At 66.7% G+C, this 23,554-nt stretch carries 25 protein-coding genes; 10 read left to right on the top strand and 15 right to left on the bottom strand.

The window, feature by feature from the left end:
* Positions 1-125: 125 nt before the first annotated feature.
* Positions 126-1,226, top strand: coding sequence for a hypothetical protein (locus tag ACYQML_RS00760; protein ID WP_461234403.1), 1,101 nt, complete (start codon positions 126-128; stop codon positions 1,224-1,226).
* 13 nt (positions 1,227-1,239) lie between these two features.
* Here the strand turns inward: ACYQML_RS00760 and ACYQML_RS00755 are convergent, their stop codons facing one another.
* The 5 genes from ACYQML_RS00755 to ACYQML_RS00735 all read right to left on the bottom strand — a co-directional run bounded on the left by ACYQML_RS00755 (position 1,240) and on the right by ACYQML_RS00735 (position 8,315).
* A complete protein-coding gene (locus ACYQML_RS00755) occupies positions 1,240-1,872 on the bottom strand; it encodes a redoxin domain-containing protein (RefSeq protein ID WP_461234402.1) in 633 nt (210 codons plus the stop codon).
* Between the two features lie 5 nt (positions 1,873-1,877).
* The gene (locus tag ACYQML_RS00750; RefSeq protein ID WP_461234401.1) at positions 1,878-4,055 is read right to left on the bottom strand and encodes a protein-disulfide reductase DsbD family protein; all 2,178 of its coding nucleotides are present in this window, start codon (positions 4,053-4,055) and stop codon (positions 1,878-1,880) included.
* A 142-nt stretch (positions 4,056-4,197) separates the two neighbouring features.
* Positions 4,198-5,472 (bottom strand): NAD(P)/FAD-dependent oxidoreductase, encoded by a 1,275-nt coding sequence (locus tag ACYQML_RS00745; RefSeq protein WP_461234400.1) that lies wholly within the window; start codon positions 5,470-5,472, stop codon positions 4,198-4,200.
* A gap of 40 nt (positions 5,473-5,512) precedes the next feature.
* Positions 5,513-7,354 carry an aminopeptidase P family protein gene (locus ACYQML_RS00740; RefSeq protein WP_461234399.1) on the bottom strand — a complete coding sequence of 614 codons (1,842 nt, stop codon included), beginning with the start codon at positions 7,352-7,354 and terminating at the stop codon, positions 5,513-5,515.
* Between the two features lie 43 nt (positions 7,355-7,397).
* Entirely contained in the window at positions 7,398-8,315 is a 918-nt protein-coding gene (locus ACYQML_RS00735) for a 50S ribosomal protein L11 methyltransferase (RefSeq protein WP_311276267.1), read from the bottom strand.
* A 138-nt stretch (positions 8,316-8,453) separates the two neighbouring features.
* On the opposite strand from ACYQML_RS00735, the gene ACYQML_RS00730 reads away from it, so the two are divergent.
* From ACYQML_RS00730 to ACYQML_RS00715, 4 genes are all read left to right on the top strand, one after another.
* A complete protein-coding gene (locus tag ACYQML_RS00730; protein ID WP_056434417.1) occupies positions 8,454-8,642 on the top strand; it encodes a hypothetical protein in 189 nt (62 codons plus the stop codon).
* 113 nt (positions 8,643-8,755) lie between these two features.
* Positions 8,756-9,448 (top strand): molybdate ABC transporter permease subunit, encoded by a 693-nt coding sequence (modB, locus tag ACYQML_RS00725; RefSeq protein WP_461234398.1) that lies wholly within the window; start codon positions 8,756-8,758, stop codon positions 9,446-9,448.
* 8 nt (positions 9,449-9,456) lie between these two features.
* Entirely contained in the window at positions 9,457-10,572 is a 1,116-nt protein-coding gene (gene modC, locus ACYQML_RS00720) for a molybdenum ABC transporter ATP-binding protein (protein WP_461234397.1), read from the top strand.
* A 158-nt stretch (positions 10,573-10,730) separates the two neighbouring features.
* A complete protein-coding gene (locus ACYQML_RS00715; RefSeq protein ID WP_461234396.1) occupies positions 10,731-11,138 on the top strand; it encodes a hypothetical protein in 408 nt (135 codons plus the stop codon).
* 317 nt (positions 11,139-11,455) lie between these two features.
* Here the strand turns inward: ACYQML_RS00715 and flaF are convergent, their stop codons facing one another.
* Complete coding sequence (gene flaF, locus ACYQML_RS00710; protein ID WP_056434719.1) at positions 11,456-11,815, bottom strand: flagellar biosynthesis regulator FlaF; 360 nt, start codon at positions 11,813-11,815, stop codon at positions 11,456-11,458.
* A gap of 302 nt (positions 11,816-12,117) precedes the next feature.
* On the opposite strand from flaF, the gene ACYQML_RS00705 reads away from it, so the two are divergent.
* Positions 12,118-12,369, top strand: coding sequence for a hypothetical protein (locus tag ACYQML_RS00705; protein WP_461222360.1), 252 nt, complete (start codon positions 12,118-12,120; stop codon positions 12,367-12,369).
* Between the two features lie 13 nt (positions 12,370-12,382).
* Here ACYQML_RS00705 and ACYQML_RS00700 read toward each other — a convergent pair whose 3' ends face one another.
* The 7 genes from ACYQML_RS00700 to ACYQML_RS00670 all read right to left on the bottom strand — a co-directional run bounded on the left by ACYQML_RS00700 (position 12,383) and on the right by ACYQML_RS00670 (position 16,564).
* Positions 12,383-12,538 (bottom strand): hypothetical protein, encoded by a 156-nt coding sequence (locus ACYQML_RS00700; RefSeq protein WP_207412292.1) that lies wholly within the window; start codon positions 12,536-12,538, stop codon positions 12,383-12,385.
* 190 nt (positions 12,539-12,728) lie between these two features.
* Positions 12,729-12,992: a hypothetical protein gene (locus ACYQML_RS00695; protein ID WP_244478158.1), complete on the bottom strand. Its 264-nt coding sequence runs from the start codon at positions 12,990-12,992 to the stop codon at positions 12,729-12,731.
* 171 nt (positions 12,993-13,163) lie between these two features.
* Positions 13,164-13,688, bottom strand: coding sequence for a metallophosphoesterase family protein (locus ACYQML_RS00690; protein ID WP_461234395.1), 525 nt, complete (start codon positions 13,686-13,688; stop codon positions 13,164-13,166).
* Between the two features lie 13 nt (positions 13,689-13,701).
* Positions 13,702-14,706 carry an energy transducer TonB family protein gene (locus tag ACYQML_RS00685; protein WP_461234394.1) on the bottom strand — a complete coding sequence of 335 codons (1,005 nt, stop codon included), beginning with the start codon at positions 14,704-14,706 and terminating at the stop codon, positions 13,702-13,704.
* 5 nt (positions 14,707-14,711) lie between these two features.
* Complete coding sequence (gene tolR, locus ACYQML_RS00680) at positions 14,712-15,194, bottom strand: protein TolR (protein WP_056434403.1); 483 nt, start codon at positions 15,192-15,194, stop codon at positions 14,712-14,714.
* 111 nt (positions 15,195-15,305) lie between these two features.
* Positions 15,306-15,998 carry a MotA/TolQ/ExbB proton channel family protein gene (locus tag ACYQML_RS00675; RefSeq protein ID WP_461234393.1) on the bottom strand — a complete coding sequence of 231 codons (693 nt, stop codon included), beginning with the start codon at positions 15,996-15,998 and terminating at the stop codon, positions 15,306-15,308.
* 89 nt (positions 15,999-16,087) lie between these two features.
* Positions 16,088-16,564, bottom strand: coding sequence for a Tat pathway signal protein (locus tag ACYQML_RS00670; RefSeq protein ID WP_461234391.1), 477 nt, complete (start codon positions 16,562-16,564; stop codon positions 16,088-16,090).
* Positions 16,565-17,165: 601 nt separating this feature from the next.
* Here ACYQML_RS00670 and ACYQML_RS00665 point away from each other — a divergent pair.
* Entirely contained in the window at positions 17,166-17,603 is a 438-nt protein-coding gene (locus ACYQML_RS00665) for an Hsp20 family protein (protein ID WP_207412252.1), read from the top strand.
* A gap of 78 nt (positions 17,604-17,681) precedes the next feature.
* Complete coding sequence (locus ACYQML_RS00660) at positions 17,682-17,966, top strand: BQ00720 family protein (RefSeq protein WP_056434395.1); 285 nt, start codon at positions 17,682-17,684, stop codon at positions 17,964-17,966.
* A gap of 15 nt (positions 17,967-17,981) precedes the next feature.
* On the opposite strand, the gene ACYQML_RS00655 is transcribed toward ACYQML_RS00660, so the two are convergent.
* Positions 17,982-18,761: an alpha/beta hydrolase gene (locus ACYQML_RS00655; RefSeq protein WP_311276261.1), complete on the bottom strand. Its 780-nt coding sequence runs from the start codon at positions 18,759-18,761 to the stop codon at positions 17,982-17,984.
* A 177-nt stretch (positions 18,762-18,938) separates the two neighbouring features.
* On the opposite strand from ACYQML_RS00655, the gene ACYQML_RS00650 reads away from it, so the two are divergent.
* Complete coding sequence (locus tag ACYQML_RS00650) at positions 18,939-20,165, top strand: glycosyltransferase family 4 protein (RefSeq protein WP_056434392.1); 1,227 nt, start codon at positions 18,939-18,941, stop codon at positions 20,163-20,165.
* A gap of 189 nt (positions 20,166-20,354) precedes the next feature.
* Positions 20,355-20,876 carry a translation initiation factor IF-3 gene (gene infC / locus ACYQML_RS00645; protein ID WP_018042013.1) on the top strand — a complete coding sequence of 174 codons (522 nt, stop codon included), beginning with the start codon at positions 20,355-20,357 and terminating at the stop codon, positions 20,874-20,876.
* Between the two features lie 163 nt (positions 20,877-21,039).
* Here infC and ACYQML_RS00640 read toward each other — a convergent pair whose 3' ends face one another.
* Positions 21,040-23,373 carry an amylo-alpha-1,6-glucosidase gene (locus ACYQML_RS00640; RefSeq protein ID WP_461234390.1) on the bottom strand — a complete coding sequence of 778 codons (2,334 nt, stop codon included), beginning with the start codon at positions 23,371-23,373 and terminating at the stop codon, positions 21,040-21,042.
* Between the last annotated feature and the right edge of the window lie 181 nt (positions 23,374-23,554).

Below are 23,554 nucleotides of genomic sequence, written 5' to 3'. Positions count from 1 at the left end.
AATCTATCGGCCGAATAATTGCTGGTCGGGACGGAGCGTCATCGGGTTGTGCCAGCATGAACCAAACTAGCCTTGGGCTGAACCCGGAAGGCCAAGCTCAGCTTCCGGCTGACGTTCAAAATATCGTGGCTTCGTCTTCACGCGGCTCGATCCGTGCGTTCCAGAGGAGCGATATTCCGCAGGTCTGTCACCTGTTTTCGCAGACGTTCCGCCTCGGCAAGACTTATCAGGCGGCCAAGCTCGCGGCCTGCCTGGAAGCGACCTATTTCGATTCGCCCGGCTATACCGAGGGCACCGGCTCCATCGTCCATCTGGACAGAAACGGGGCTGTGAACGGTTTCATGGGCGTCATCTCCATGACCATGGTCGTCGGGGAGCGGACCCTGCGCGCCGGCATCCTCAGCGCCTACATGGCCGCCGATCCCGACAACAACCCCGGCATCGGCGTCAGCCTCATCCGGGGCGTCACCGCCCGCGATTTCGACCTCCTCTTCACCGACACCGCCAACCGCACGTCCCTCGATATCGCCCGTGCCACCCGCTTCGTGATCCTGCCGGCGCAGAGCCTGGAATGGGTGAAAATCCATCGGCCCGTGGGGACGGCGGCGTATTTCCTGGGTAAGCGCCTGCCCCGGCTCGCGCGCTGGACCATCCCGATCGCCCGCGTGGCGGATAGCGTGCTCCGGCGATTCCTGCCCTTCGGCTCCCCGCGCCCCGACGGTATCGTCTCGCGCCCCATCACCGCCGCCGATTTCGCAGAGGCCGCCCGTCCCTTCCTCGCTCACTACGATCTCAAGCCGGACCCGGCCGAACTCGGCTGGTTCGTCGAACAGGCTGGTCTCCAGACCAAGTATGGTCCCCTCCAAATTCGCGAGGTGGTGGATCGGATCGGCCGCCGGATCGGGTTGTATCTCCTCTACGCCCGCCGCGACGGCGTCGCCTATGCGCTCCAGATCTTGGCACTGCCCAACCGCGAGGAACTCGTCGTCGGCCAGATGTTCGTCGATGCGGCTGAATTCGGGGCCGTGGCCGTGCGCGGGGCGACCTCACCCGACCTGATGAAGGGGCTCTTCCGCCAGAAGGGCCTTCTTTATCACCACGTCATGGGAACGATCGCCTGGACGCGCGATCCGGAGGTGGCGGCGACACTTCGCGGAGGTAACGTGTTTCTCGGCGGTATCGCAGGCGAGACCTGGGCGCGGATCGTCACCGAAGATTTCTCGTGACGGGGTGGCGTCCCTACGAGGCGTATTTCACCGTGCAGCCATAGGGCTTTGCAGTCCTAACGCCCACCGGTTTGCCGGCGGCGATCTCGGTGAGGGCAAGGTCCACGTAGTTCTTTGCGGTCTTGAGATCGTCGAGATTGGCGGAGGGCTTGTCGTCGATGCCACCCTGGAAGAGCAGGGTTCCGTCTCCCGAGACGATGAACATGTGCGGCGTCGTCCGGGCAGCGTAAGCCCGACCGATCGTGCCGGTTGGGTCTAGGATGACAGCGGTGGGGGAGGCGCCGCGGGTCTGTGTCAGACGGTTCGCTGCCTGCCCGTCCACCGCGCCCTGCTCGCCGGGAGCAGACGAGATGACCGACAGCCAGACGATCCCGGCCTCGGTCCACTTCTTCTGCAGGGCCTGCATCGCCTGGCCACCGTAATGCTTCATCACGAAGGGGCAATCGTGGTTGGTCCATTCGAGGACGACGGTCTTGCCCTTGTAATCCTCGAGCCGGACGGTCCGGCCATCGGCATCCGTGCCGGTGAAGAGGGGAGCGGGTTTACCCACCTGTGGGCCTGCCGCCATCGCTGCGTGCATGCATAGTGGACCGGCCAGCGCGGCGGCGATGGCGGCTCCGAGAAACATCCGGCGGGGCAGGGCCATGGCTCTCACCTTTTCGTGGTTTCCAGGGCGGCGCGCTGGTTAGCGGTATTCTCAGGGATCTTGGAGAGTTCGTCGAGGACGATTCCCGATGTCAGGATCTGCGGCAGCACGATGGGCTCGCCGGTGCCGGTATAGAGCAGGTAGAGCGGCACGCCGCTGCGGCCATGCTTCTCTAGGAGGGCGGTGATCTCTGGGTTCTGGTTGGTCCAGTCGCCCTTGAGATAGGTCACGTTACGCGCCTTGAACGCGGCCTCCACGCTCTGCGTGCGGAGCGCCGTGCGTTCGTTGACCTGGCAGGTGATGCACCAGGCCGCCGTCATGTTGACGAAGACCGGCTTGCCCTCGGCCACGAGGGAATCGAGGCGTGCCTGCGTGAACGGGGTGATACCCTCGGCCGTCGCATTCCTCATATCCGTCGAGGCCCGATCCTGGTCGAGGCCGAAGGTCAGCGCGAGCGTCGCCGCCAGGGCCGCGACGGAGGTCAGGCGGGCGAGCCCGGCGCCGATCCCGCCCGCGTGGCGGGCCCGCTCCCAGGCCCAGGCGGCGAGGCCCACGAGGACGAGGCCGATCAGCGCAGCGAGGAGCCCGGCCGACCCGACCTGTTGCGACAGCACCCAGACGAGCCAGGCCACGGTGGCGTAGATCGGGAAGGCGAGCGCCCCCTTCAACGTCTCCATCCAGGCGCCCGGACGTGGCAGGCGCCGTACAGCCGCCGGCCATGTAGTGAGGACGAGGAAGGGCAAAGCGAGGCCGAGGCCGAGGCTCGCAAACACCGTGAGACTCACCGGCGGCGTCTGCGTCAAAGCGAATCCCACCGCAGAGCCCATGAAGGGAGCGGTGCACGGGGTGGCCACCACTGTCGCCAGGATGCCGGTGAAGAACGAACCTTCGAGCCCCGCCCGCCGGGTCAGCCCATCGCCGAGCCCAGCGATTCCGCCGCCCAGATGGACCACACCGGAGAGGCTGAGGCCCATCGCGAAGAGCAGGTAGGCGAGGCCCGCCACCACGAGGGGTGATTGCAGCTGGAAGCCCCAGCCGATCCCGGCGCCCGCGCCCTTGAGGGCGATGAGCAGCCCCGCCAGGGAGAGAAAGGCGGCGAGGACGCCGGCGGTATAGGCGAGACCGTGCAGGCGCACGCGGGAGGCCGGCTCGCCCGAATGCTTGACGAGGCTCAGCACCTTGATCGACAGCACGGGAAAGACGCAGGGCATCAGGTTGAGGAGGAGCCCGCCGAGGAAGGCGAGGCCGGCCGCACTCCACAGGGTCAGGCTTTCCTCGGGCGACGCCTGTCGCGCCGTGGGCGCTGTCTCCCCCGGAATTGCCCCACCGGGAGACGCCGCCGGCGCGTCGCCGATGGCATAGGAGCGCTGGACCGTGCCATCGGCGGTTTGCTCGTCGAAGGTGAAGACGCCGGGAAGCTCCGTCGGCGCGGGCTCGCCGGGTGTCGCCCGCGCAAGGCTCAAACGGAACCCATTGTCGTCGATGGTCAGGGTCTGCGGAGCGGCGTTCTCGATCGCCGTCTCGGAATAGGGGAAGAAGGCCGGCTGGCGGATCGCGTCGGGTTTCAGGCCGGGCGCGTCGGCTGTGAGGACCAGCCTGTCGCCCTCGCTCGTGAGTTTCACCGGCCAGGGCGAGGGAACGGGGAGGGCCGCGCGGGCATCCTCGAACAGCAGGATGTTGGTGGCCGAACTGCCGGTGCTGGTTCCTGGAGCGGCCACCGGGACGCTCAGCTTCAGGTCGGCGGACCCCGGAATGCATTCGCGCTCGCAGACCAGGTAGGTGAGCTTGGCCGTGAGTGTCACGGCCTTGCCGGGCGGCAGCACCGCCGGCGGGGTCACCTCGGCCAGTAGCACCGTCTCACCTTCGAAACCGAAATTCACCAGATGGGCGACCGGGATGCGGCTCGGCGTCGGCCACTGAATCGCGCCCGCCGTGAAGCCCTGCGGCAGCGACCAGGCGACTTCCGGCGAAAGACCGGAATCGCCCGGATTGCGCCAGTAGACGTGCCAGTGCGGGCGCATCACCATGCGGATACCGATGGTGAAGGGTTCCCCGGCCCGGATCGCGCCCGGCTCGGCCACGAGGTTCGCCTTGACGAGGTCGGCCGGCGGCTTGAGGCCTTGCGCCGAGGCGCCAGCCGCACCGATCAGCGCGAGGAGCAGGAGGGCGAGGAGCCGGATCATCGAAACCTTGAGGCGGAGGGGGCACCGAACATGGCACCCTGACGCCTAGATATGGCCGTTTGGTGCCGGGGTAAAACCGGCGGCACGCAATTGCCCGCGACGGAATTGCCGCAATGGGGCGCTTCACGTGGGTCTGCGAGGTTCACAGGAAGCGTCGGGGATCGAACGGCGCGAGGGGGATTTCCGGTGTCGCGCCGCCGACGAGCTGGGCGACGAGGCGTCCGGTCCGCGCCGAACCGACAAGACCCACATGGCCATGGCCGAAGGCGTAGACGACATCCGTGGTCTTGCGCGCCGTGCCGATACAGGGCCGCCCATCCGGCATGCTCGGGCGGTGGCCGAGCCAGACCTTCAGGCGGTCGGCCGGTATCGGGTTCGGCAATTCGGGAAACATCGAGATCAGGTGGTCGCGTAGGATCTCGGCGCGCTTCCAGTTGGGGGCCGCCGCCAGCCCGGCGAACTCCACCTGACCGGCCGCGCGCAGGCCGCCATTCATGAAGTTCACGATCATCTTGGCATCCGATGCCATGACGGGCGTGCGCGGCCCCGCCTCGGCACCGGTCACCATGACGTGGTAGCCGCGCTCGCTCTCCAATGGCAGCGGATCGCCGAGGGACGCGGCGAGAGGCTTCGACCGGGCGCCCGCCGCGACGACGGCGCGGTCGCAGGGTATCTCGCCCTGTTCCGTCGTGACGGCGGCGAGGCGCCCGCGTTCAAGCCGGAACCCGGTCGCGCGGGTGGCGATCCGGGCGGCCCCGCGCGCCTGTGCCAGATCGGACAGGGCGGCGACGTATCCGCCGGGATCGCGGCAATGGCCGGCCTCCTCGACCACGAGGCCGAACGTGTAGCGCCGATGCAAGGTCGGCTCCCTCTGCCGCAACTCATCGGCCGAGAGTTCGAGCCACGTGACGCCGACCTTGCGCCTGATCTCCCAGGACCGCGCCTCGCGCTCGAAGGCCGCCCGGTCGGGATAGACATGCAGCACGCCGCGCCGCTCGACGAGTTGCGGAACCCCCGCCTCCTCGGCGAGCGTCGCGTGGAGCGTCGGCGCATCGACGAGGAGTGTCCGCATGGCACGGGCGGTGCGCTCGATCCGGGGTGTCGTGGAGGCGGCGAGCAGAAACCGCGTGAGCCAGAGCATCACCTTCGGCAGGTAGGCCCAGCGGATCGAGAGTGGCCCGAGCGGATCGAGGAGGAAGGAGGGCACACGCTTCCACATGCCGGGCTCCGCCGGCGGGATGACCGAATGCGACGAGAGCCAGCCGGCATTGCCATAGCTCGACGCCTGCTCGCCGCCAGGAGAACCGGGATCGACTACGGTGACTCGGTGGCCCGCCCGCAGGCATTCGATGGCGCTCACCGTCCCGACCGCGCCGGAGCCGATGACGACCACGTGAAGACCCGTCTGGGCGGTCATCGGCTCTGTTCCCGTGTGGATATGTCGATGAGCCTCGTCATCAAGCGCGGCGCCCGCTCGCCTGCAAAGGCTGCGTTGCTGCCTCGAGCCACGCCCGCGTCTCACCGTCGAGATCGGCGTTCAGGGCCTCCCACACCCGCGCGTGATACGCATCGATCCAGGCGATCTCGGCCTCGTCCAGCAGCGAGAGATCGATGAGGCTGGCATCGTAGGGGGCGAGCGTCAGGGTCTCGAAGCCGAGCATCGGCCGGTCCCCGCCGGGGATCGCCCGTTCCTCCACGAGGACGAGGTTCTCGATGCGGATGCCGTAGGCGCCCGTCCGATAATAGCCCGGCTCGTTGGAAAGGATCATGCCGGGCGAGAGGGCGGTGGTGCCGGTCTTGGCGATGCGTTGCGGGCCTTCATGGACGGAGAGAAACGCGCCGACGCCGTGGCCGGTGCCGTGATCGAAATCGAGCCCCGCCTCCCAGAGCGGCGCGCGGGCGAAGGAATCGATCTGCGCACCGGTGGTGCCCTTCGGGAACATTGCTCGCGCGATGGCGACATGGCCCTTGAGTACGCGCGTGAAGCGGTCGCGCATCTCCTTCGTCGGTGTCCCGATGGCGACGGTGCGGGTGATGTCGGTGGTGCCGTCGGCATATTGCGCGCCCGAATCCACGAGGAACAGTTCGCCCTCGCCGACCGTACGGTCTGTGTCGCGGGTCACGCGGTAATGCACGATGGCGCCGTTGGGGCCGCTGCCCGAGATGGTCGGGAAGGAGATGTCCCGCAACCGGCCGGTCTCGCCGCGAAAATCCTCCAGAGCCTCCACAGCGGCGATCTCGGTGAGGCGGCCGCCCGGCGCCTGCCGCGACAGCCAGGCGAGAAAGCGGGTTACCGCGATCCCGTCGCGATGATGGGCCGCACGCGATCCGGCGATCTCGCCCGCATTCTTCACCGCCTTCATCAGCGTGATTGGATCCGGGCCGGGATCGACCCGGCCCCCGGCCTGTTCCACCAGTGTCGCCAGCGCCGAAGCGCCGGTGGCGGAATCGAGCCTGATCCTGGACTCTCCGGCAGCGAGTGCGGCGAGGGCGGCGTCGAAATCCGCCCGCCCGGCGATGTCCGCGGCGGACGAGAGCGCGTCCCGCAAGGCGGGATCGATGGCGGACGAGGTCAGGTAGAGGGCGGCGCGTCCCGTCCGGGGGACGACGGCATAGCCCAGCGCCAGGGGCGTATGCGCCACGTCGCCGCCGCGCAGGTTGAAGGCCCAGGCGAGATTATGCGGATCGGAGAGCACCAGGGCGTCGCAGCCGCCGCGTCCCAACGCTTCGCGGATGCGGCTCAGCTTGGCCTCGACGGATTCCCCGGCGAGTTCGAGGGGATGCGCCACCACCGCGCCCGCGGGAGAGGCCGGCCTGCCGGTCCACACCGCATCGACGAGGTTCTCAGGGACCGGCGTGATGCGGGCCCCAGCCTTGGTCGCCGCCTTCTCCAATTTGGCGACGCCCTCGGCGGTGTGAAGCCATGGATCGTAGCCAAGTACGGAACCCTGCCTCAGATGCCGGCCGATCCAGGCTTCGAGACTGGTTTCGGCGAGCTGAACCGGGGTGAGGATCGTGGTGTCCACCTGGGCGGGGGCCTGCAGCGTGTAGCGCCCGTCCACCACCAGGGCCGCTTCGTCGGCAAGGATCACGGCAGTGCCGGCCGAGCCGGTGAAGCCCGTGAGCCAGGCGAGGCGTTCGGCATTCGCGGGCACGTATTCCGACTGATGCTCGTCGGCGCGGGGCACCACGAACCCATCGATCCCCGCCCGCCGCATCGCCTCCCTCAGGGCGGCGATGCGCGTCGCGCCCTCCCGGTGGCTCGGATCGTCGAAGGTCTGGAAGCGGGCGCGGCTCATGGCGCCGAGAGTTACGCGCCGCCGGACGAGGCGGCAACCGCCCTCAGAGCGGGCGCGGTGCCGCTCCGCCGCGCTTGAGCACCAGGGTCGCCCAGCCTTCGATCAGGCCATGCCGGGCCAGGTGGAAGCCGCGATGACGATAGGTCGAGAGAACGCCGGGCACGTCGCGTTCGATCAGCCCCGAGAGGATGAGCACGCCGTGGTCGGCCACCGTCGCGGTGAGGGTCGGTGCGAGGCGCTTCAGGGGCCGGGCGAGGATGTTGGCGAAGACTACATCGAAGCGGCGGCTGCGGTCGGCGCTCGCATGGCGCACGCCGGGTCCGACATAGAGCCGGACGAGGCCGCCGAGACCGTTCAAACGGGCATTGCCCTTGGCGGTGGAGACCGCCTCGGGGTCGAGGTCGCCGGCATGGACCGGCTGGTGCAGGGCCTTGGCCGCCGCGAAGGCGAGGATGCCGGTGCCCGTGCCCACATCGAGCACATGCGCCGGTCGGCCTTTCTTCATGACATCGACCAGGGCCTTGAGGCAGCCCAGCGTCGTGCCGTGATGCCCGGTGCCGAACGCGAGAGCCGCCTCGATCTCTATGGCGAGGTCGTTCGGACGTATCGTGTGGCGGTCATGCGAGCCATGGACGAGAAACCGCCCGGCGCGGACCGGATTCAGCCCCTCCAGGGAGGCTCGAACCCAATCCTGCTGGTCGATCGTCTCGAAGATGGCGGCGTCGGCCTGTTCGCCCACGAGGGGGCGGATCAGGTCGCGGACCATCTCCTCGTCCGGTGCATCGGCGAAATAGGCCTCCAGCCGCCAGGTCTTGCCATCCTCCGCCTCGAAAGCGGCGACGGCCGTCTCCGTCGGGTCGAACATCTCGCCCAGGATATCGGTCATGGCCCGCGCCGACCTCTCGTCGGTGAGGAGGCGCAGCACGTGGGTCGGACGGTTGGGGTGAAGGCCTTCGAGCATGAAAGGGGCTCTAGCATCCGTGAGGATTCCCCGCCACCGTCGCGGAACCGTGCGCTGCGATCGGCGTTTTCCTGCGCTTCTCCTGTCGTCCCCGTGGCGTTCGAGGGTGCGGTGTTGAGTACGAACCAGAAGAAAAACATGACCCGGGCCCCCGTGGCCATCGTCGGCAAGAGGACCGCCAGGCGTCTCCGTCGCAACGGAACGTCGGGTCTCCTGGATTCCGAGCCGAATTTCGAGCCTGTCCCGGGCTCGATGCTGGTGCTTCTCAGCCGGCTGCATCGTGCCGAGCGTCAGGCAGCGAGTGAGGACGACGTATCGAAGCCCTGATCCTGGACAGGATTCCGTGCTATCGACGCCTCCGGCGGATGAGGGAGCGCGCGTCGTCATGATCCAGTGCAGAGGCACCCGGTCCCCCGAGAGCCGGCGCTGATCCGTCGCCGGTGATCGCTCTGACACCCGACGAATGGACAGCCATCGGCCTCAGCCTGCGGGTCGCTGCCGTGGCCACGCTGGCGAGTTTGATCCCCGGTCTCTTCGTCGCCATGCTGCTGGCGCGTGGGCGTTTTCACGGCCGCGCCCTGCTCGATGGCCTCGTCCACCTTCCCCTGATCCTGCCGCCTGTGGTGACGGGATATCTTTTGCTCCTGTCGTTCGGGCGGCGCGGCACCTTCGGTGCGGCGCTCGCCGAGGTCGGGATCGTGTTCTCGTTCCGCTGGACCGGAGCAGCCCTGGCCTGCGCGATCATGGGGTTCCCCCTCATGGTCCGGGCCATGCGCTTGTCCATCGAGGCGGTGGACCGACGCCTCGAACAGGCGGCCGCCACGCTCGGAGCACGGCCGAGCGCGGTTTTCCTCACCGTCACCCTTCCGCTGGCCGTGCCGGGGATTCTCGCCGGGGCGGTGCTGGCTTTCGCCAAGGCGATGGGAGAGTTCGGTGCCACCATCACCTTCGTCTCGAACATCCCCGGCGAGACCCAGACACTGCCATCCGCGATCTACAGTCTGACACAGGTGCCGGGCGGGGAGGCGGGTGCTTTGCGCCTCACCCTGATCTCGGTGGCGCTGTCGATGACGGCTCTTCTCGTGTCCGAGCTGCTGGCCCGTCGCCTCGCCCGCCGCCTTGGAACCGGGTGAGGCCCCCTATGTCCGCGACGCTCGATATCGACGTCTCGCTGAACCGGGGCGCCTTCAGCCTCGAGGTCGCGTTCGCCGCCGGCCCTGGCCTGACCGCCCTGTTCGGTCGCTCGGGTTCGGGCAAAACCACGGTGATCGATCTCATCGCCGGGTTGGCGCGACCGGATCGGGGTCGCATTGCGGTGACCGGTGAGACGTTGCTCGACACGGAGCGCGGGATCGCCGTGCCGGTTCATCGCCGGCGTATCGGCGTGGTGTTCCAGCAGGCGCGACTGATGCCGCATCTCTCGGTACGCCGGAACCTTAGCTATGGCCGAGCCTTCGCCCGCGGCCGCAGCGACGGCATCGCCTTCGAGGGCGTCGTCGACCTGCTGGGGCTTGGCCATCTGCTCGAACGGCGACCGGCCGGTCTCTCGGGTGGTGAAGCGCAAAGAGTAGCGATCGGCCGGGCCCTGCTCAGCCGGCCCCGGCTCCTGCTCATGGACGAGCCCCTCGCTGCCCTCGATGAGGGCCGCAAGGCGGAGATCCTTCCCTATATCGAGCGCCTGCGCGACGAGGCCGGCTTGCCCATCGTCTATGTCAGCCACGCGGTCTCGGAGGTGGCGCGACTGGCGCGCACCGTCGTCGTGCTCGAAGCGGGTCGCGTCGCTGCCGTTGGAGCGGCCGATACCGTCCTTCGGCGGGCCGATCTTCTCGCAACGCAGGAGGCCGAAGCCGGTGCGATCCTCGACATGATCGTGGAGGAGACGGATTCCGAGACTGGCCTGACCCGTCTGAGCGGACGCGTCGGTCGCCTTTGGGTTCCCCGCTTGCTACGAAGCATCGGCACAGCCGTCCGCATCCGCGTGCCGGCGCGGGACGTTCTCCTCGCGACGCAAGCCCCTGTCGGCTTGAGCGCGCGCAATATTCTGGAAGGGCATGTCGTCTCGATCCATGCCTTCGGGGAAGCGGCCGCCATGGTTCAGATCGATTGCCACGGCGTGCTGCTCGCCGCCCGCCTGACCCGCGCCTCGGTGCGCGATCTCGCCCTTGCGCCCGGCCGCGCCGTCTATGCCGTGGTGAAAAGCATCGCTTTCGATCCCCAGGGGGTGGGGACGGCCGGGCCCGCGCCGGTGGAGATCTGATGGCGGGCTGGTAGGATCGTTAAAATTTCATGCTTTCTCTGAACGACTTCTTTGCCGTTCTGTTGAACAGCGGTGAGTAACCGGCCCATCTTAAGAAGCGATTCATCCTCGCCATCGTTTTTGGTTGCATGACACGACCACCTTCGAAAGGGCGTGCAATGACGATCCTGAGTATTTCTTCGGTGTCGACGGCTCCCGTCGCTCCAAATAATCCATCCGTGAATTCACCGACGCCGGTGCCCAAGGCTGCGCCCGTGACGCGCGTCGCCACGCCTCTGGACCCGCCTGTGAAGTTCGATGTTCGCCGGGACGAAACACCCGCCGCCGATGAACCGGCGTCCAAGTCGGATATTGGGCTGCCCACCGCGGATGAGCGTCGGGTCACCGTGGATCAGGACACCAAGAGCATCGTGTATCAGGTAGTGGACCCCGATTCCGGCGACGTGGTCGTGCAACTGCCCGAGGCCACTCTCCTGAGAGCGCGCGCCTATGCGGAAGCGACGGCGAATCGGGCCAGCGCCTTCCGGGCGACGGAAGACGAGCAGCCCGTGGATCGGACCGCCTGATCAGGGCCGACGCATCGCCCCATTCATCGATAGGAAACACGTAAGGCTGGAGCGAAGGCTCCGGCCTTTTGGTACTTACGCAGGACGCCCAACTCAGGCTCGCTGAGCCTGCGAACGATCGAAAAGGCTCCGCTTCGGCCGAGACAAACCCGGTCTCCCAAATGGATGCATTCAGGCGGTGTGAGCGTCACAAGGCGCGGCGGGCTCGCCGCCCGAGCCCGCACTTATCCTGGCTCCGCTGACCTCGTAGCGAGGCACGTTCCGCTGCGACGCCAGTGATGGGCGTTCGCTTCGCGTCGTGAGTGCCCAGCGAGGTGTCAGGTCCGTAGGCCGGCCGCGATCTGGTGGTTGATGTTGATGAGTGCCGTCAGTTTTTCGGCCTTGGGTTCGATCATCGTGTCGATCATGCGCTTGAACACGAAGGTCGAAAGTTCGGCGATGCTCGTCTTGATCGAATCCGGCAACGGATTCTCCGGTGCGGTCGCGGAGCCGGCGATGATGGTCCAGACTTTCTGGTTGAAGTTCAAGGCATCGTTCAAAGCCGGGCGCTGATTGTCCCAATCGGCCTGGATTGCCTGGAGCCTACCTGCCGCCTTGATAAGGACAGCTGCCTCGGCGCCGCGAGGCGTCAACGCGGTCTGCGCGACCCGCGCATAGGCACTGGCTCCATAGGACATGATCGCTCCTTCTCCCGACGCGGCCATGCCGATTCGTGCCGCTCGAATCAGACCGTAGTCGAGGTAAGGTTAAAAGACGGTAAGGCGGCGGGATCGCCCCAATCATGCCGGGAAGCTGGGGGAGGACGGAGCGACGGGGCGGCGACCCTGATCAATCCGGCGGGATCAACCTATATCGATGGCGTGCATTGCAACACATAGTCACCGAGATCCGGCTTTTTGCAACGCATCCGTGAGGTTTTGCGAGCATCCTGGAGACGGGCTGAGTCGGGCCCCCATGGGTACGCCCCTTCACTGACATGATGAATTTTCTTCTCGGTACGCTCGCCGGAGGTCTCATCGCCGGAATCGTGACCATCGTCGCCGTGCGTCATCCGGAGGTACAGACCAAGCTTGGTCTTCATCCGGTCTCGTCGGCGCTTTTGCTCCCCGCTGCACCGCCGCGGATCGAGCCTCCCTGCAGTCTGGTCCCGGCTCGTCCCCAGGGCGACCAGAGCGTCGGCAACGCGGACATGCTGTTCTCAAGGCGACGGTTCTGGTTCGTCGCCCCGTAGCCGCAGCGCTCGATCAGAGGCTGCTGAGCAGGAACATCACCATCGTCGTGGCGACCGTCGTCGAGAGGAAGCCGCACAAGGCTGCGGCGAAGGAGGGGCCGGTCGCGGCGGAATGCGTAGCCTGGGACGATAGCAGAGACAGATCGCTATGCTGGGCGGATGCGTTCATGGGTTGGGCCTCCCGACGGGCAAGTCCTCCGTCGTTCCTTGATCTGTGATGTGAACGGAAAAGCGTGGCTGTGCGTGGCCGCACCGGGTCGGCACGTGCGGAAAATATCCGCATATGGGAAAGTGTTGTCAGATACTGATATTCGGTACCGCGGGGCCGGGAAGGAGTATCGGCATCCCGGCCGCAGAGTTCAGTCGCAGCGATTGACAGATTTTGCTGCGCGCAAAGCCCGCGTTTCGCTGCGTAGGTCGATGGCGACGATGCCGGCACCGCAATCCTCGAACGCGTCCTTGGCCTCTTCGTAGCGATCGCCCACTTCATCGAGCGTGTCGCAGACCCGGTCGCGATTACCGAGCCGCGCTTCTTCACGGGCCTGGTAGCGAAGGGCTGCGGCTTCCTGAACCTTCCGTTCACCCTGGAGGCATGACGGCGCCGCCAATATCGGAGTGATCATGCACAGCACGAAGCCAAATGCGGCGATGGGCGTTGCAGGAGCGAAGCGCATGGGGAAATCCAATTGTGCGTCTCGTTGAAGGCGGATGTCCGTCTTTCGAGTTCAGTGCCAGAGCAAGGTTAGCGCCAAAGACACGTCCCTATCGTCCGGTCTGCGTCACAAACGGCGAACTCACGGCGAAGGTTCCGCAGGTTTCTTGCGCCTGCGAGAAACCAGAATTTCGTCGAGTCGCACCGGGGCGCAGGCATGAACGTCGACCCCGACATCGTACTGGCGCGGGGCCGGCGCGAGCTTGCCGTGCGAATGGCCGTGTAGGTTGAGTGCGCCCCGCCCGATGCCGTTCCAGGTTCGGAACGCATAATGGCAGAGCACGAGCTGGCGTCCGTCCACGTCGATCTCGGCATAATGGCCCACCGAGGCCCAGGCTTGCAGCGCCAGCGTGCCGGGCCCGTCATTGTTGCCGATGATGAGGTGCTTCACGCCGTTGAGTGAGCCGACGATCTCGGCGATGCGCGTGTCGGAGGGGCCGAGCGCGACGTCGCCGAGATGCCAGACCGTGTCGTCGGGTGCGATCCTCTCGTTCCAGTTGGCGATCAACCCGGCATCATGGGCCGCGAGGTCCGGATAAGGGCGGCGGTCGATATTCAGCGCACGCCGGTCGCCGAAATGCGTATCGCTGGTGAACCAGACTGCCACCGCCCCTCCCGGCTCAGCCGCCTGGCCGGAAGCGCATGGGGACGGTGACGGCGAGGCTGCTCACGGTGACGCCAGGAGGAGCCGCCGGCAGCGATCCGCGCACGGCGGCAAGCGCCGCCCCGTCGATGACGCTGATGCCGCTGCTGCTAGCGAGCCCGGCACTGAGCACCTGACCCGACCGCGAGACGGTGAAGCGCACCACGGCGGTACCGCCCGCCGTCCCCGCCGCCGCGTTACGGTTCATGCGCCCATTGATGGCCGAGGCGAGGGCTCCCTGCCATTGACGCAGGGCGCTGGGATCGTTGCCGGAGGCGGATGAGCCCGTGCTCGCCTGCCTCGCGGACGAGGCCGAGCTGCTCGGACCGCCCTCCTGAGCGGCGCGTCGGCTGGTCTCACGCGCAGCCCTCAGCTTGGCCTCCTTGGCCGCCTTCAGCTTTGCTTCGCGAATGGCCTCGCGCTTGGCTTCCAGTTCCTCCTGACGCTTCGCCTCGATCTTGGGATCGGGCTTCGGCTTCGGTTTGACGATCTCGACGGGCTTGGGCGGCTTCACCGGCTCGGGCGGCTTGGCCACGACGGGCGGCGGGGGAGCGAGGGGCTCGGCCACTTCGGCGGTGGAAGTCACGACCTGCTCCTCCGGCGGCACCTCCGTGATCGTGTCGGGCGTGACGATGGGCTGAGTCTCTTCGGGTGGGACTTCCGCACTCTCGGGCGGCGTCACCTCCGCCATCTCTGGCGGCTGCACCTCTTCGAGGACGTCCGGCGTCTCGACGGGGGATTCTTCCGCCGGGGGAGGCACCGCCTCCGTCATGGCGGGGGCGGACGGGGCTTCGGCCTCGGTCGATTGCGGCGCCAGATCGATGGTGATCGTGTTCTCGCCGGGTGGCGCCTTGGGTGGCTGGCCGAACAGCATCATGCCCGCCAGAACCGTCAGGTGCAGGACGAAGGCCACGAGGAAGGCCGCAGCGAGGCCCGTGGGACCTCGCTGTCCGGGCTCACGTGTCGAGACGAGGGCGTTCATCGGGTCTACCGCGTCGCTCCGCTCGCCGCAGGGGCCGCCGGAAGCGCTCCGCCCGGGGATTGCGCGATGAGGGACACCTTGGTGAAGCCGGCCTGGCCGACGAGGCCCATCACTTCCATGATCTTGCCGTAGGGCACGTCCTTGTCTCCGCGCACCAGCATGACCTGGGACGGGTCTTCCGCCGCCAGGGCCTTAAGGCGCGGCATGATCGTCTCCGCTGTCAGCTCGTCCTTGGCCAGGAACGGCTTGCCTTCCTTGTCGATGGAAATCTCCAGGGGCTTCTTAGCCTGTGCGACCTTGGCGGCGGTGGTCTTGGGCAATTGCACCGGCACGCCCGTCGTCATCAGCGGTGCCGCCACCATGAAGATGATCAGCAGCACCAGCATCACGTCCACCATCGGGGTGACGTTGATCTCAGACATCGGCGCGGAATCGAGGTCATCCTCGTCATCGCCGCCGCCGCTGGCGCGGACCGAACCCATACCCATCGTTTAGCCCTCCGGGGCTTCGGCGGCCGGCTCGATGGCCCGCCGCATGTCGTCATCGTGCCGTCGCGTCCGCGCCGGCCATGGAATGTTCGTTGCTTGGGAGTCGCCGCGCTACTCGGCGGCCGCGGCGTGCGGCACGCTCTTGCGGTCCCGCGCGAGGCGGTTGCCGAGGGTCCCGATGCTGGCGACGAAGGCGGATTGCACCCGGCCGAGATCGTTCATGAGCTTGTTGTAGGCCATCACCGCCGGGATCGCGACGATGAGGCCGATCGCCGTGGCGAAGAGGGCCTCGGCGATGCCGGGGGCCACCACGGCGAGCGAGGTGTCCTGGCTCTGGGCGATGGACGAGAACGAGTTCATGATGCCCCAGACCGTGCCGAAGAGACCGATGAAGGGGGCGGTGGAACCGGAGGTCGCCAGGAGCGGCAGGCCCGTCTGAAGGCGTTTGACCCGCAGCGTCAGGGCGGCCCGCATGGCGCGTTCGATGCGTTCGCGCCGCTCGGCGCGGGTCTCGGTGGCGTCCTGGTCGCGCCAGGCTTCGAGCCCGGCCTGCACGATGCCGGCATCGATACCCGATCCCGTCGTCTCGAGGGAGCCGCCCGAGCGCACCAGCGTGTCGAAGGCCTTGGCCTGACGCTTGGCGGCAGCGAAACGCACCAGCTTCTCGAACACCACCGTCCAACAGGCGATCGAGGCGATCACCAGTAGAATCATGACACTTTTGACGATCGGGTCTGCTTGAAGGAACAGGCCGATGAAGGAAAAGTCGTGGGCGACAGCGGCCGGCGCGGAAGTCGGATCCATGGCGGGCTCCTCGGGGTTCGTTGGGTGGTGGCGATCGCCGAGGGGCGACCGGATCGGCAATCAGAAGGTCGGCGTGTCAGCCCGTGGGATCAGCGCGTGAAGCTCGCGCTCGTCTTGCTCTCGGTCTCGATCCGGTCGAGGCATGTCTCGCGGCTGGCCTCGCCGCCTTCGCAGGCGAGCACGTCGTTCAGGAGGACGCGGCCGATCTTCGGGCAGGAAAGGGCCGGGAAATCGAACAGCCGCACCATGGTCTTTCGGTCCTGGATGGGGCCGAGTTCGACGGCGAGGCGCTTCTGCGCGACGCCTTCCGTATCGAACGCGAAGAGGTCGAGCTTGAGGGATTTCAGCGCGGGGCCGCGGCTGTTGTCCACGAGGAGATAGGTGCGGCACGCCTCGCCCGCCGGCTCGAGACGGTTGAGCTCGAGCTTCAGGGGGCTAGGTTTCGCATCCTGGGCGATGGCGGGCGCGCCCCATCCCACCGAAAGGGCAACGGTGACCAGCGCGGCGCCAATGGCACGGCCGGCCGGGAAGGATGGGAATTCGGTCACGCAGTGCGCCTCGTTCATAACGGTCCGATTCTCCTCGGTTACGGCAGTCCCAAGTCGCATGCCCAAGTTGCCTGCGTCGATGCGCCTTCGCGAACGGCAATCGCAGAGACCCCCAGGGGGATCGTCTTCGGCGGTTCCTCTGGCATTGAGCGCGACGCTCGCGTTGCGGTGCCGCTCCAACCTGACGCATGACGCCCGGCGCTCGCACCGCCGCATCGTTCGACGTGGCGCGGAGTATCCGAGTTGTCCCTGTAAGATCAAGCTTTGCGCTGAAAATCAGAGCAGTTCCAAACTGTTACTGCGACGCTCGGCGCAGCGACGGGATTGCCTAATGCTCCCATGTCCAATGCTTGATCATCCCAGGTTTCCCTCTTTGACGACATCCACAGCCTCTTCCTGTCCGCTCCGCTGATCTTCGGGCTCGACATTTCCGTGCGGTCAGGGAGGCGAGTCGACGCGAGGACCGGTCTGACGGCGGTGCCCTTGATGCCGCTTTTCCACATCTCCATATCGCGGTGACCGGCAGACGACCGTCGGGAGGAGTGCTGCTTCAGGCGGGCTCCGACAGATCGAAGTGCCTCATCTATCGACCCCGGGGCTTCGCCAAGGACTAGATCACGTGACCACACGGCCTTCACCGTTCGGACATCCGTTTCTTCTCGGCTTCGACGAAATTGAACAGGCCCTCGACCGCGTGTCGAAGGCGGCCAATGACGGGTATCCGCCCTACAATATCGAGCGGGTGGCCCGTTCCGACGATCAACCGGAGCGGCTGCGGATCACTCTCGCGGTGGCCGGGTTCACCCGGGACCAGCTCGACGTGATGCTGGAGGAGAACCAACTCGTGGTGCGAGGGCGGCAAGTCGACGACAAGGCGCGGCAATTCCTGCACCGAGGCATCGCCGCGCGTCAGTTCCAGCGTGCGTTTCTTCTCGCCGACGGCATGGAGGTGATGGGCGCGGACCTTTCGAACGGGCTCCTGTCCATCGATCTGACCCGCCCCGAGCCGGAGCGGATCGTCCGCAAGATCACCATCGCGTCGCGCGACGAGGTCTGAGGGCACACTGAGTTTTCACCCGGATACGGGCCGAACGCGGCGCCGATCCTATACGCTCTGCCTCGAAAGGAGGGCATCATGACCGATTTCAATGCGAACCCGATCACCCAGGCCGATCTCGACCCGGCCGAATTCAACGCTGCCGATCTCGCCGCCCTCGGCGAAGGCCACATTGCCTATGTGCGCCCGATCCGTTCCGATGAGGTGAAGCGGCTGTTCCCGCAGGCTCCCGAACTGTCGCCGGGCCTCGACCTGTTCGCCCTGCTCTCGGCCAGCGGGGCTCCGATCCTCCTCGCCGATTCGCGGGATGCGATCGTCGCCAACGCCATGGCCAACGACCTTTTCGCCGTCAGCCTCCACTGAGGCGCAAGGGGGCGCTCAGGCGATCTCGGCCACCGCTGCCGTCAGTCGGGCTAGATCCTGCGGACGAGACAGCCGGTGGTCACCATCGGCGATGAGGGTGAGGACTGTGCCGGCGGCTGGCAGCCGGCCCACCGTCGCGATCGCGTGTTCGTAAGGCACATCCTGGTCCTTCATGCCCTGCAGGATGTGGATGGGGCAGCCCGGATCGATCGGCGCATCGAGCAGCAGGTGCCGGCGTCCGTCCTCGATCAGCGACATGGTGGTGGGGACCGGGTCGGGCCCGTATTCCGTCGCCCGCCACCAGACGCCGTCCCGTTCCATCGTCGCGCGGATCTCCGGCGGGAAACGCTCCCACATCAGCGTCTCGGTGAAATCGACGGCCGGTGCGATCAACACCATTCCGGCCGGTGCGGCGTCGCCTCGCGAGGCTCGGGCTCGCGCGACCAGACAGGCGATCCAGCCCCCCATCGACGAACCGATGAGGATCGGTGGCCTCGTCACGGTCGCGTCCAGCACCGCCATGGCGTCTTCCAGCCATGTGGAGATGGTCGAGGCGGCGAACTCGCCTTCGGATTCTCCATGTCCGGTATAGTCGAACCGGATGAGGGCGCGGCCCTGGTCCCGCGCCCAAGCGTCGAGGACTGTCGCCTTGGTCGCCCCCATGTCAGATCGGAATCCCCCGAGCCAGACGAGCGGAGGCCCGTCCCCCTCGCGGATCCGTATCGCGATGCGGCGCGCGGCGTCTCCCTCTCCAACCGAGATGAAGATCGGGTTCTGGCGGGTCGCGAAATCCATGCTTCATCCGTAATCCGAAGAAAACGAGAATTGAATGCCTCGGAGTCGCTTTTCGTTTACCGAGACGTAAAGCGTGCCCCCGATGCTGGAGACCATGATCGAGACACGAGACGAATACCGGGCCTGCGCCGAAAACCAATGTCCGTCGTGTCTCCGGTTCCGAAAAGGATCACCGGAGTGAACGGCGGCGAGCGGTCGGGCGCAGGCTTTCCCGGTGACATCCAGCCTCTGGCGGGCGCAACGATCCTGCAGATCATTCCTGCCCTCGATGCCGGCGGCGCGGAGCGTACGACGGTGGATGTAGCAGCGGCATTGGCCGCCGTCGGGGCCCGTGCCCTGGTGGCGACGGAAGGCGGGCGGCTCGTCGGCGAGATGCAGGCCAAGGGTGGAACCTGGCTTCCCTTTCCGGCTGCCTCCAAGAATCCCCTCGCCATGGCCGTGAATATCGGCCGCCTCGCCAGCCTGTGTCGGCGCGAGGGAGTTCAGATCGTCCATGCCCGCTCACGTGCGCCCGCCTGGGTGGCGCTCGGGGCGGTACGACGGCTGAAGATCCCCTACGTGACCACCTATCACGGCAGTTATTCCGGCCGGACCGGGGTGAAGGTGCTCTACAATTCGGTCATGGCGCGGGGCGACGTGGTCATCGCCAATTCCCACTACACCGCCGACCTCATCCGGATGCTTCATCCCGAGCAGGCCGGTGACCGCGTGCGGGTCGTCCATCGCGGTACCGACCTCGCCCAGTTCTCGCCCGGCGCCGTGGCACCGGCGCGCGTCGAGGCCCTGCGCCGATCCTGGGGGGTCGCCCCGCACCAGCGCGTTGTTCTTCTCGCCGCCCGGCTGACGGCCTGGAAGGGCCAGCGCGTGCTGATCGAAGCGGCATCCGTCCTGCGGGACCGGGGTGTCGCCGATGTCGCCTTCATCCTGGCCGGAGACCCGCAGGGTCGCTCTGCCTACGAACGTGAGCTCGATGCGCTGATCGAGGCCCGCGGACTCCGCGATATCGTGCTGCGGGTCGGTCATTGCACCGACATGCCGGCCGCCTTCCGGGCGGCCTCGGTGGTGGCCGTCCCCTCCGTGGAGCCCGAGGCATTCGGGCGTTCGGCCGTGGAGGCCCAGGCCCTCGGAACTCCAGTGGTGGTCTCGGATCTCGGCGCGGTGCCCGAAACGGTGCTTGCCCCGCCGGAAGTGCCCGCCGCGCAACGCACCGGCTGGCGCGTGCCTCCAGGCGACGCACCGGCCCTGGCAGAGGCCTTGCTCGAGGCGCTGAATCTCGGGGCCAGTGCGCGGGACGCCATGACCCGCCGGGGACGTGCGCATGTGGAAGCGCATTTCTCCCTCGACGGCATGGTGGGCGCCACTTTGGACATCTATGCGGAGCTCCTTGCGGGCCGCGCGCGATGATGCCGTATCGACGGGTTCGTGAACCAAAGCGGTTCGAGCCTGTTGACACGGGACGCAGTTCGGACATGGTGTCCGCAACCGGATTGCCGGAGCGATTGGTGGCCAGGTCTAGCCCTCGGGGCGATGTCCGCAGGCTGCCGTTTCGTCGTTCACGAGGAGATTGAAGCCATTCGTAGACCAATGAGAGCCATGCCGGCCCCGCAGAAGGACGGGCCGCGCGCCAACAGGGACATCCGTGGCGTCCGCGAAGTGCAGCTCATCGATGATACCGGGCAGAACCGCGGTGTCGTCGCCTTCTTCGACGCGTTGGCCCTCGCCGAAGAGGCGGGCCTCGATCTCGTGGAGATCGCGCCGAACTCCGTTCCTCCCGTCTGTAAGCTGCTCGATTACGGCCGCTTCCGCTTCAACGAACAGAAGAAGCAGAACGAGGCCCGTAAGAAGCAGAAGACGGTCGAGGTCAAGGAGATCAAGCTCCGCCCCGGCATCGACAAGCACGATTACGACACCAAGATGAAGGCCGTCATCCGGTTCTTCGAGGAAGGCGACAAGGTGAAGGTCACCCTGCGCTTCCGCGGCCGTGAGATGGCTCACCAGGATATCGGTCTGCGCCTGCTGGAGCGGGTGAAGAACGAGACCCAGGAAATCGCCAAGGTGGAAAGCGAGCCGATGCTCGAAGGCCGCCAGATGATCATGATCCTGGCGCCGCGCTGAGACGCTTTCCGTCCTTTCACTGGACTTGAGAACATTGAAAGCCGCTTCCCGATCCGGGAAGCGGCTTTTTTATCGCCTCGCGACCACTCACGGTATCCCGTGATTCGGCACGGCTTTGCATCCGCGGAGAGGGGAGGGGCGGCGTGTGAACCGCCCCCGAGGGTTACTTCACCACCGACACCTGCGCGTCGCCGACACGCCTGAGCACGTTGACCGTGACATCGCTTCCGTAGCGCTGGACACGCAGGTCGATCCGCGATTCGCCCAGCTTGAGGTTGAAGATCGAGACGCCTTCGAGGAAGTCCGGCAGGGTGGGGTTGCGGAGCCGGATGCGGTTGCGGTCGTGCTGGATCTCCAGGCCGATACAGGCGGAGAGGAAGGCGAAGGGTGCCGCCGCCGCCCAGGCCTGCGGCGAGCAGGCGACCGGATAGGAGACTGGTCCGCGCTGGTTGCGCCGCATGAAGCCGCAGAACAGCTCCGGCAGGCGCTTTTGGTCCTGGTAGAGCGCAGTATCGAACATGCCCTGGAAGATGCGCGACGCTTCCGGCTTCAGGTCGTAGCGCGCGAGGCCCATCGCCACCATGGCGTTGTCGTGCGGCCAGATCGAGCCGTTATGATAGGACATCGGGTTATAGCGGGCCTCGCCACGCGCGATGGTCCGCACGCCCCAACCGTTGAACCCGTCCTTCGACAGGAGATTGGCAGCGACGCTGGCGGCCCGCTCCGGCAGGGCGATGCCGGTGAAGAGGGCGTGGCCGGCATTGGACGAGCGCACGGCGCATTGCTTCTTCGCCCCGTCGAGGGCCAGCGCGTAGGTGCCGATCTCCTCGCACCAGAAAGCCCTGTCGAAATTCTCACGCAGCAAGCGTGCCTCGTCTCCGAGACGGGCCGCGAACTCGTCATGACCGAGCAGAGTCGCGAGTTTGGCCATGCCATTCTTGGCGGCATAGACGTAACCCTGGACCTCGCACAGAGCGATCGGCCCCTTTGCGAGCTGTCCGTCGGTGTGGAAGATCGAATCGTGGCTGTCTTTCCAGCCCTGGTTCTCCAGGCCCTTGTCGGTGTCGCGGGCGTATTCGACGAAGCCGTCGCCGTCCCGGTCGCCGTACTTGTTCATCCATTCGACGGCGAGTTCGAGGGCCGGCCAGATCCGCGCAATGGTCTCCCGGTCGCCGGTGACGGCATAATACTCATAGGCCAGCATGACGAAGAGCGGCGTGCCGTCGATCGTTCCGTAATAGTGGCGGAACGGCACCTCGCCGAGCATCGCCATCTCGCCGCGCCGGGTCTCGTGCAGCACCTTGCCGGGCTGGGCGTCGGCGGCCGGGTCCACGGCCTTCGCCTGGGTCGAAGCCAGGTAACGCAGGACGCCCTTGGCGAAATTCGGGTCGATCCAGAGGGCCATCATCGCTGTGATGATGCCGTCGCGTCCGAACACGGTGGAGTACCAGGGGATGCCGGCGAAGGGGTAGATCCCCTCGGGCGTGCGGCTCGCCAGCATGTAGAGGTCGGCCGTGGCGCGGCAGGCCGCCTCGTTGAACTGGTCGTTCGACGAGATGATCGTGGTGATGCCGGCGGTAAGTTGGCGCAGGTCCCGCCGCGCGTCGCGATAGGCGCGGGCGAAGATCACGCCTTCGCCGAGGCCCTTCGGGTGACGTGCTCCGGCTCCGCTGCCCGCCGCCTGCGACAGACCGGCCGCTGCATCCTCGCCCACCTTTTCGGCGGCCGGGGCACTGGTGAAGGCGCGGTGCGATTCGCAGACCACGCGGATGAACAGCGACGTCCGGCCGCCAGGGGGCAGCGAGACTTCGAACTCGGCCCGGCCCGGCTCGATATGTTTCGGCTTCGGCCCGAAATGCAGGCTCGTGGTGCGGACCACCTCATCGAGACCGACATAGCGGAACTGGACCTCGGTCTCGCTCGCCACCTGGACGCTACGCTTGCCCCGGGTGGGACGGTCCATTCCGCGCACCTCGAACAGGTCGCGGTAATCGGCGTCGAAGGTGATGCCGATCTTCAGCTTCCAATGCCGAGAATCGTAATTGCGCAGGCCGATCCGGTCGTAGCAGGCGCCCTTGAACAGGAACTTGGTACGCTCGATCGCGATCAACTCGCGCGGGATCGTGGTCTCGTCATGAGCGTCGATGCGGATGTCGGGCGTCGTCATATCGACGCTAAGCGCACCGTTATCGTCCTGCATGACCGAGGACAGGAGCAGCGGCCGCTGCTCCTCGATGGTGAAACCGAGGCGCGAGAGGTAGCGCGTATCCTGGAAATACAGGCCTTCCGGCCCAGGCAGCACGCCGATATCGCCGTAACTGTCGAGGACGGCGAAGGCCTCACCGTACTTCAGTGAGCGCAAGGGACGCTCCACCAGCGAGGTCTGCGCCTCGATATGATATTGCGGCAGCACCGCGTCGGCATCCTGGAAGCCTTGCCCCAGGCCATTCGCGCTGGAACCGTCCTGTGTCGTCGCCGTGGAAGTGTTCGCCGCCATGCCTGAACGTCTCCGGGAAGTGGGCTGCCGGACCTGCAGCATCGAGGCGAAGCCATACCCGGCCCGATGCCGCAGATCATTGTTTAAGTTCGGACTCGCATGAAACGCGGCCATGCGTTTCGGCCCGATACGCTCGATCGTAGCCCGCGAATCAAAAGGCCGCCGATCGCGACCAGGCGAC

The organism is Methylobacterium sp. CM6244 (assembly GCF_054817885.1).
Note: the sequence above shows the minus strand (reverse complement) of the source record. Positions and strands in the feature narration are given on the sequence as shown.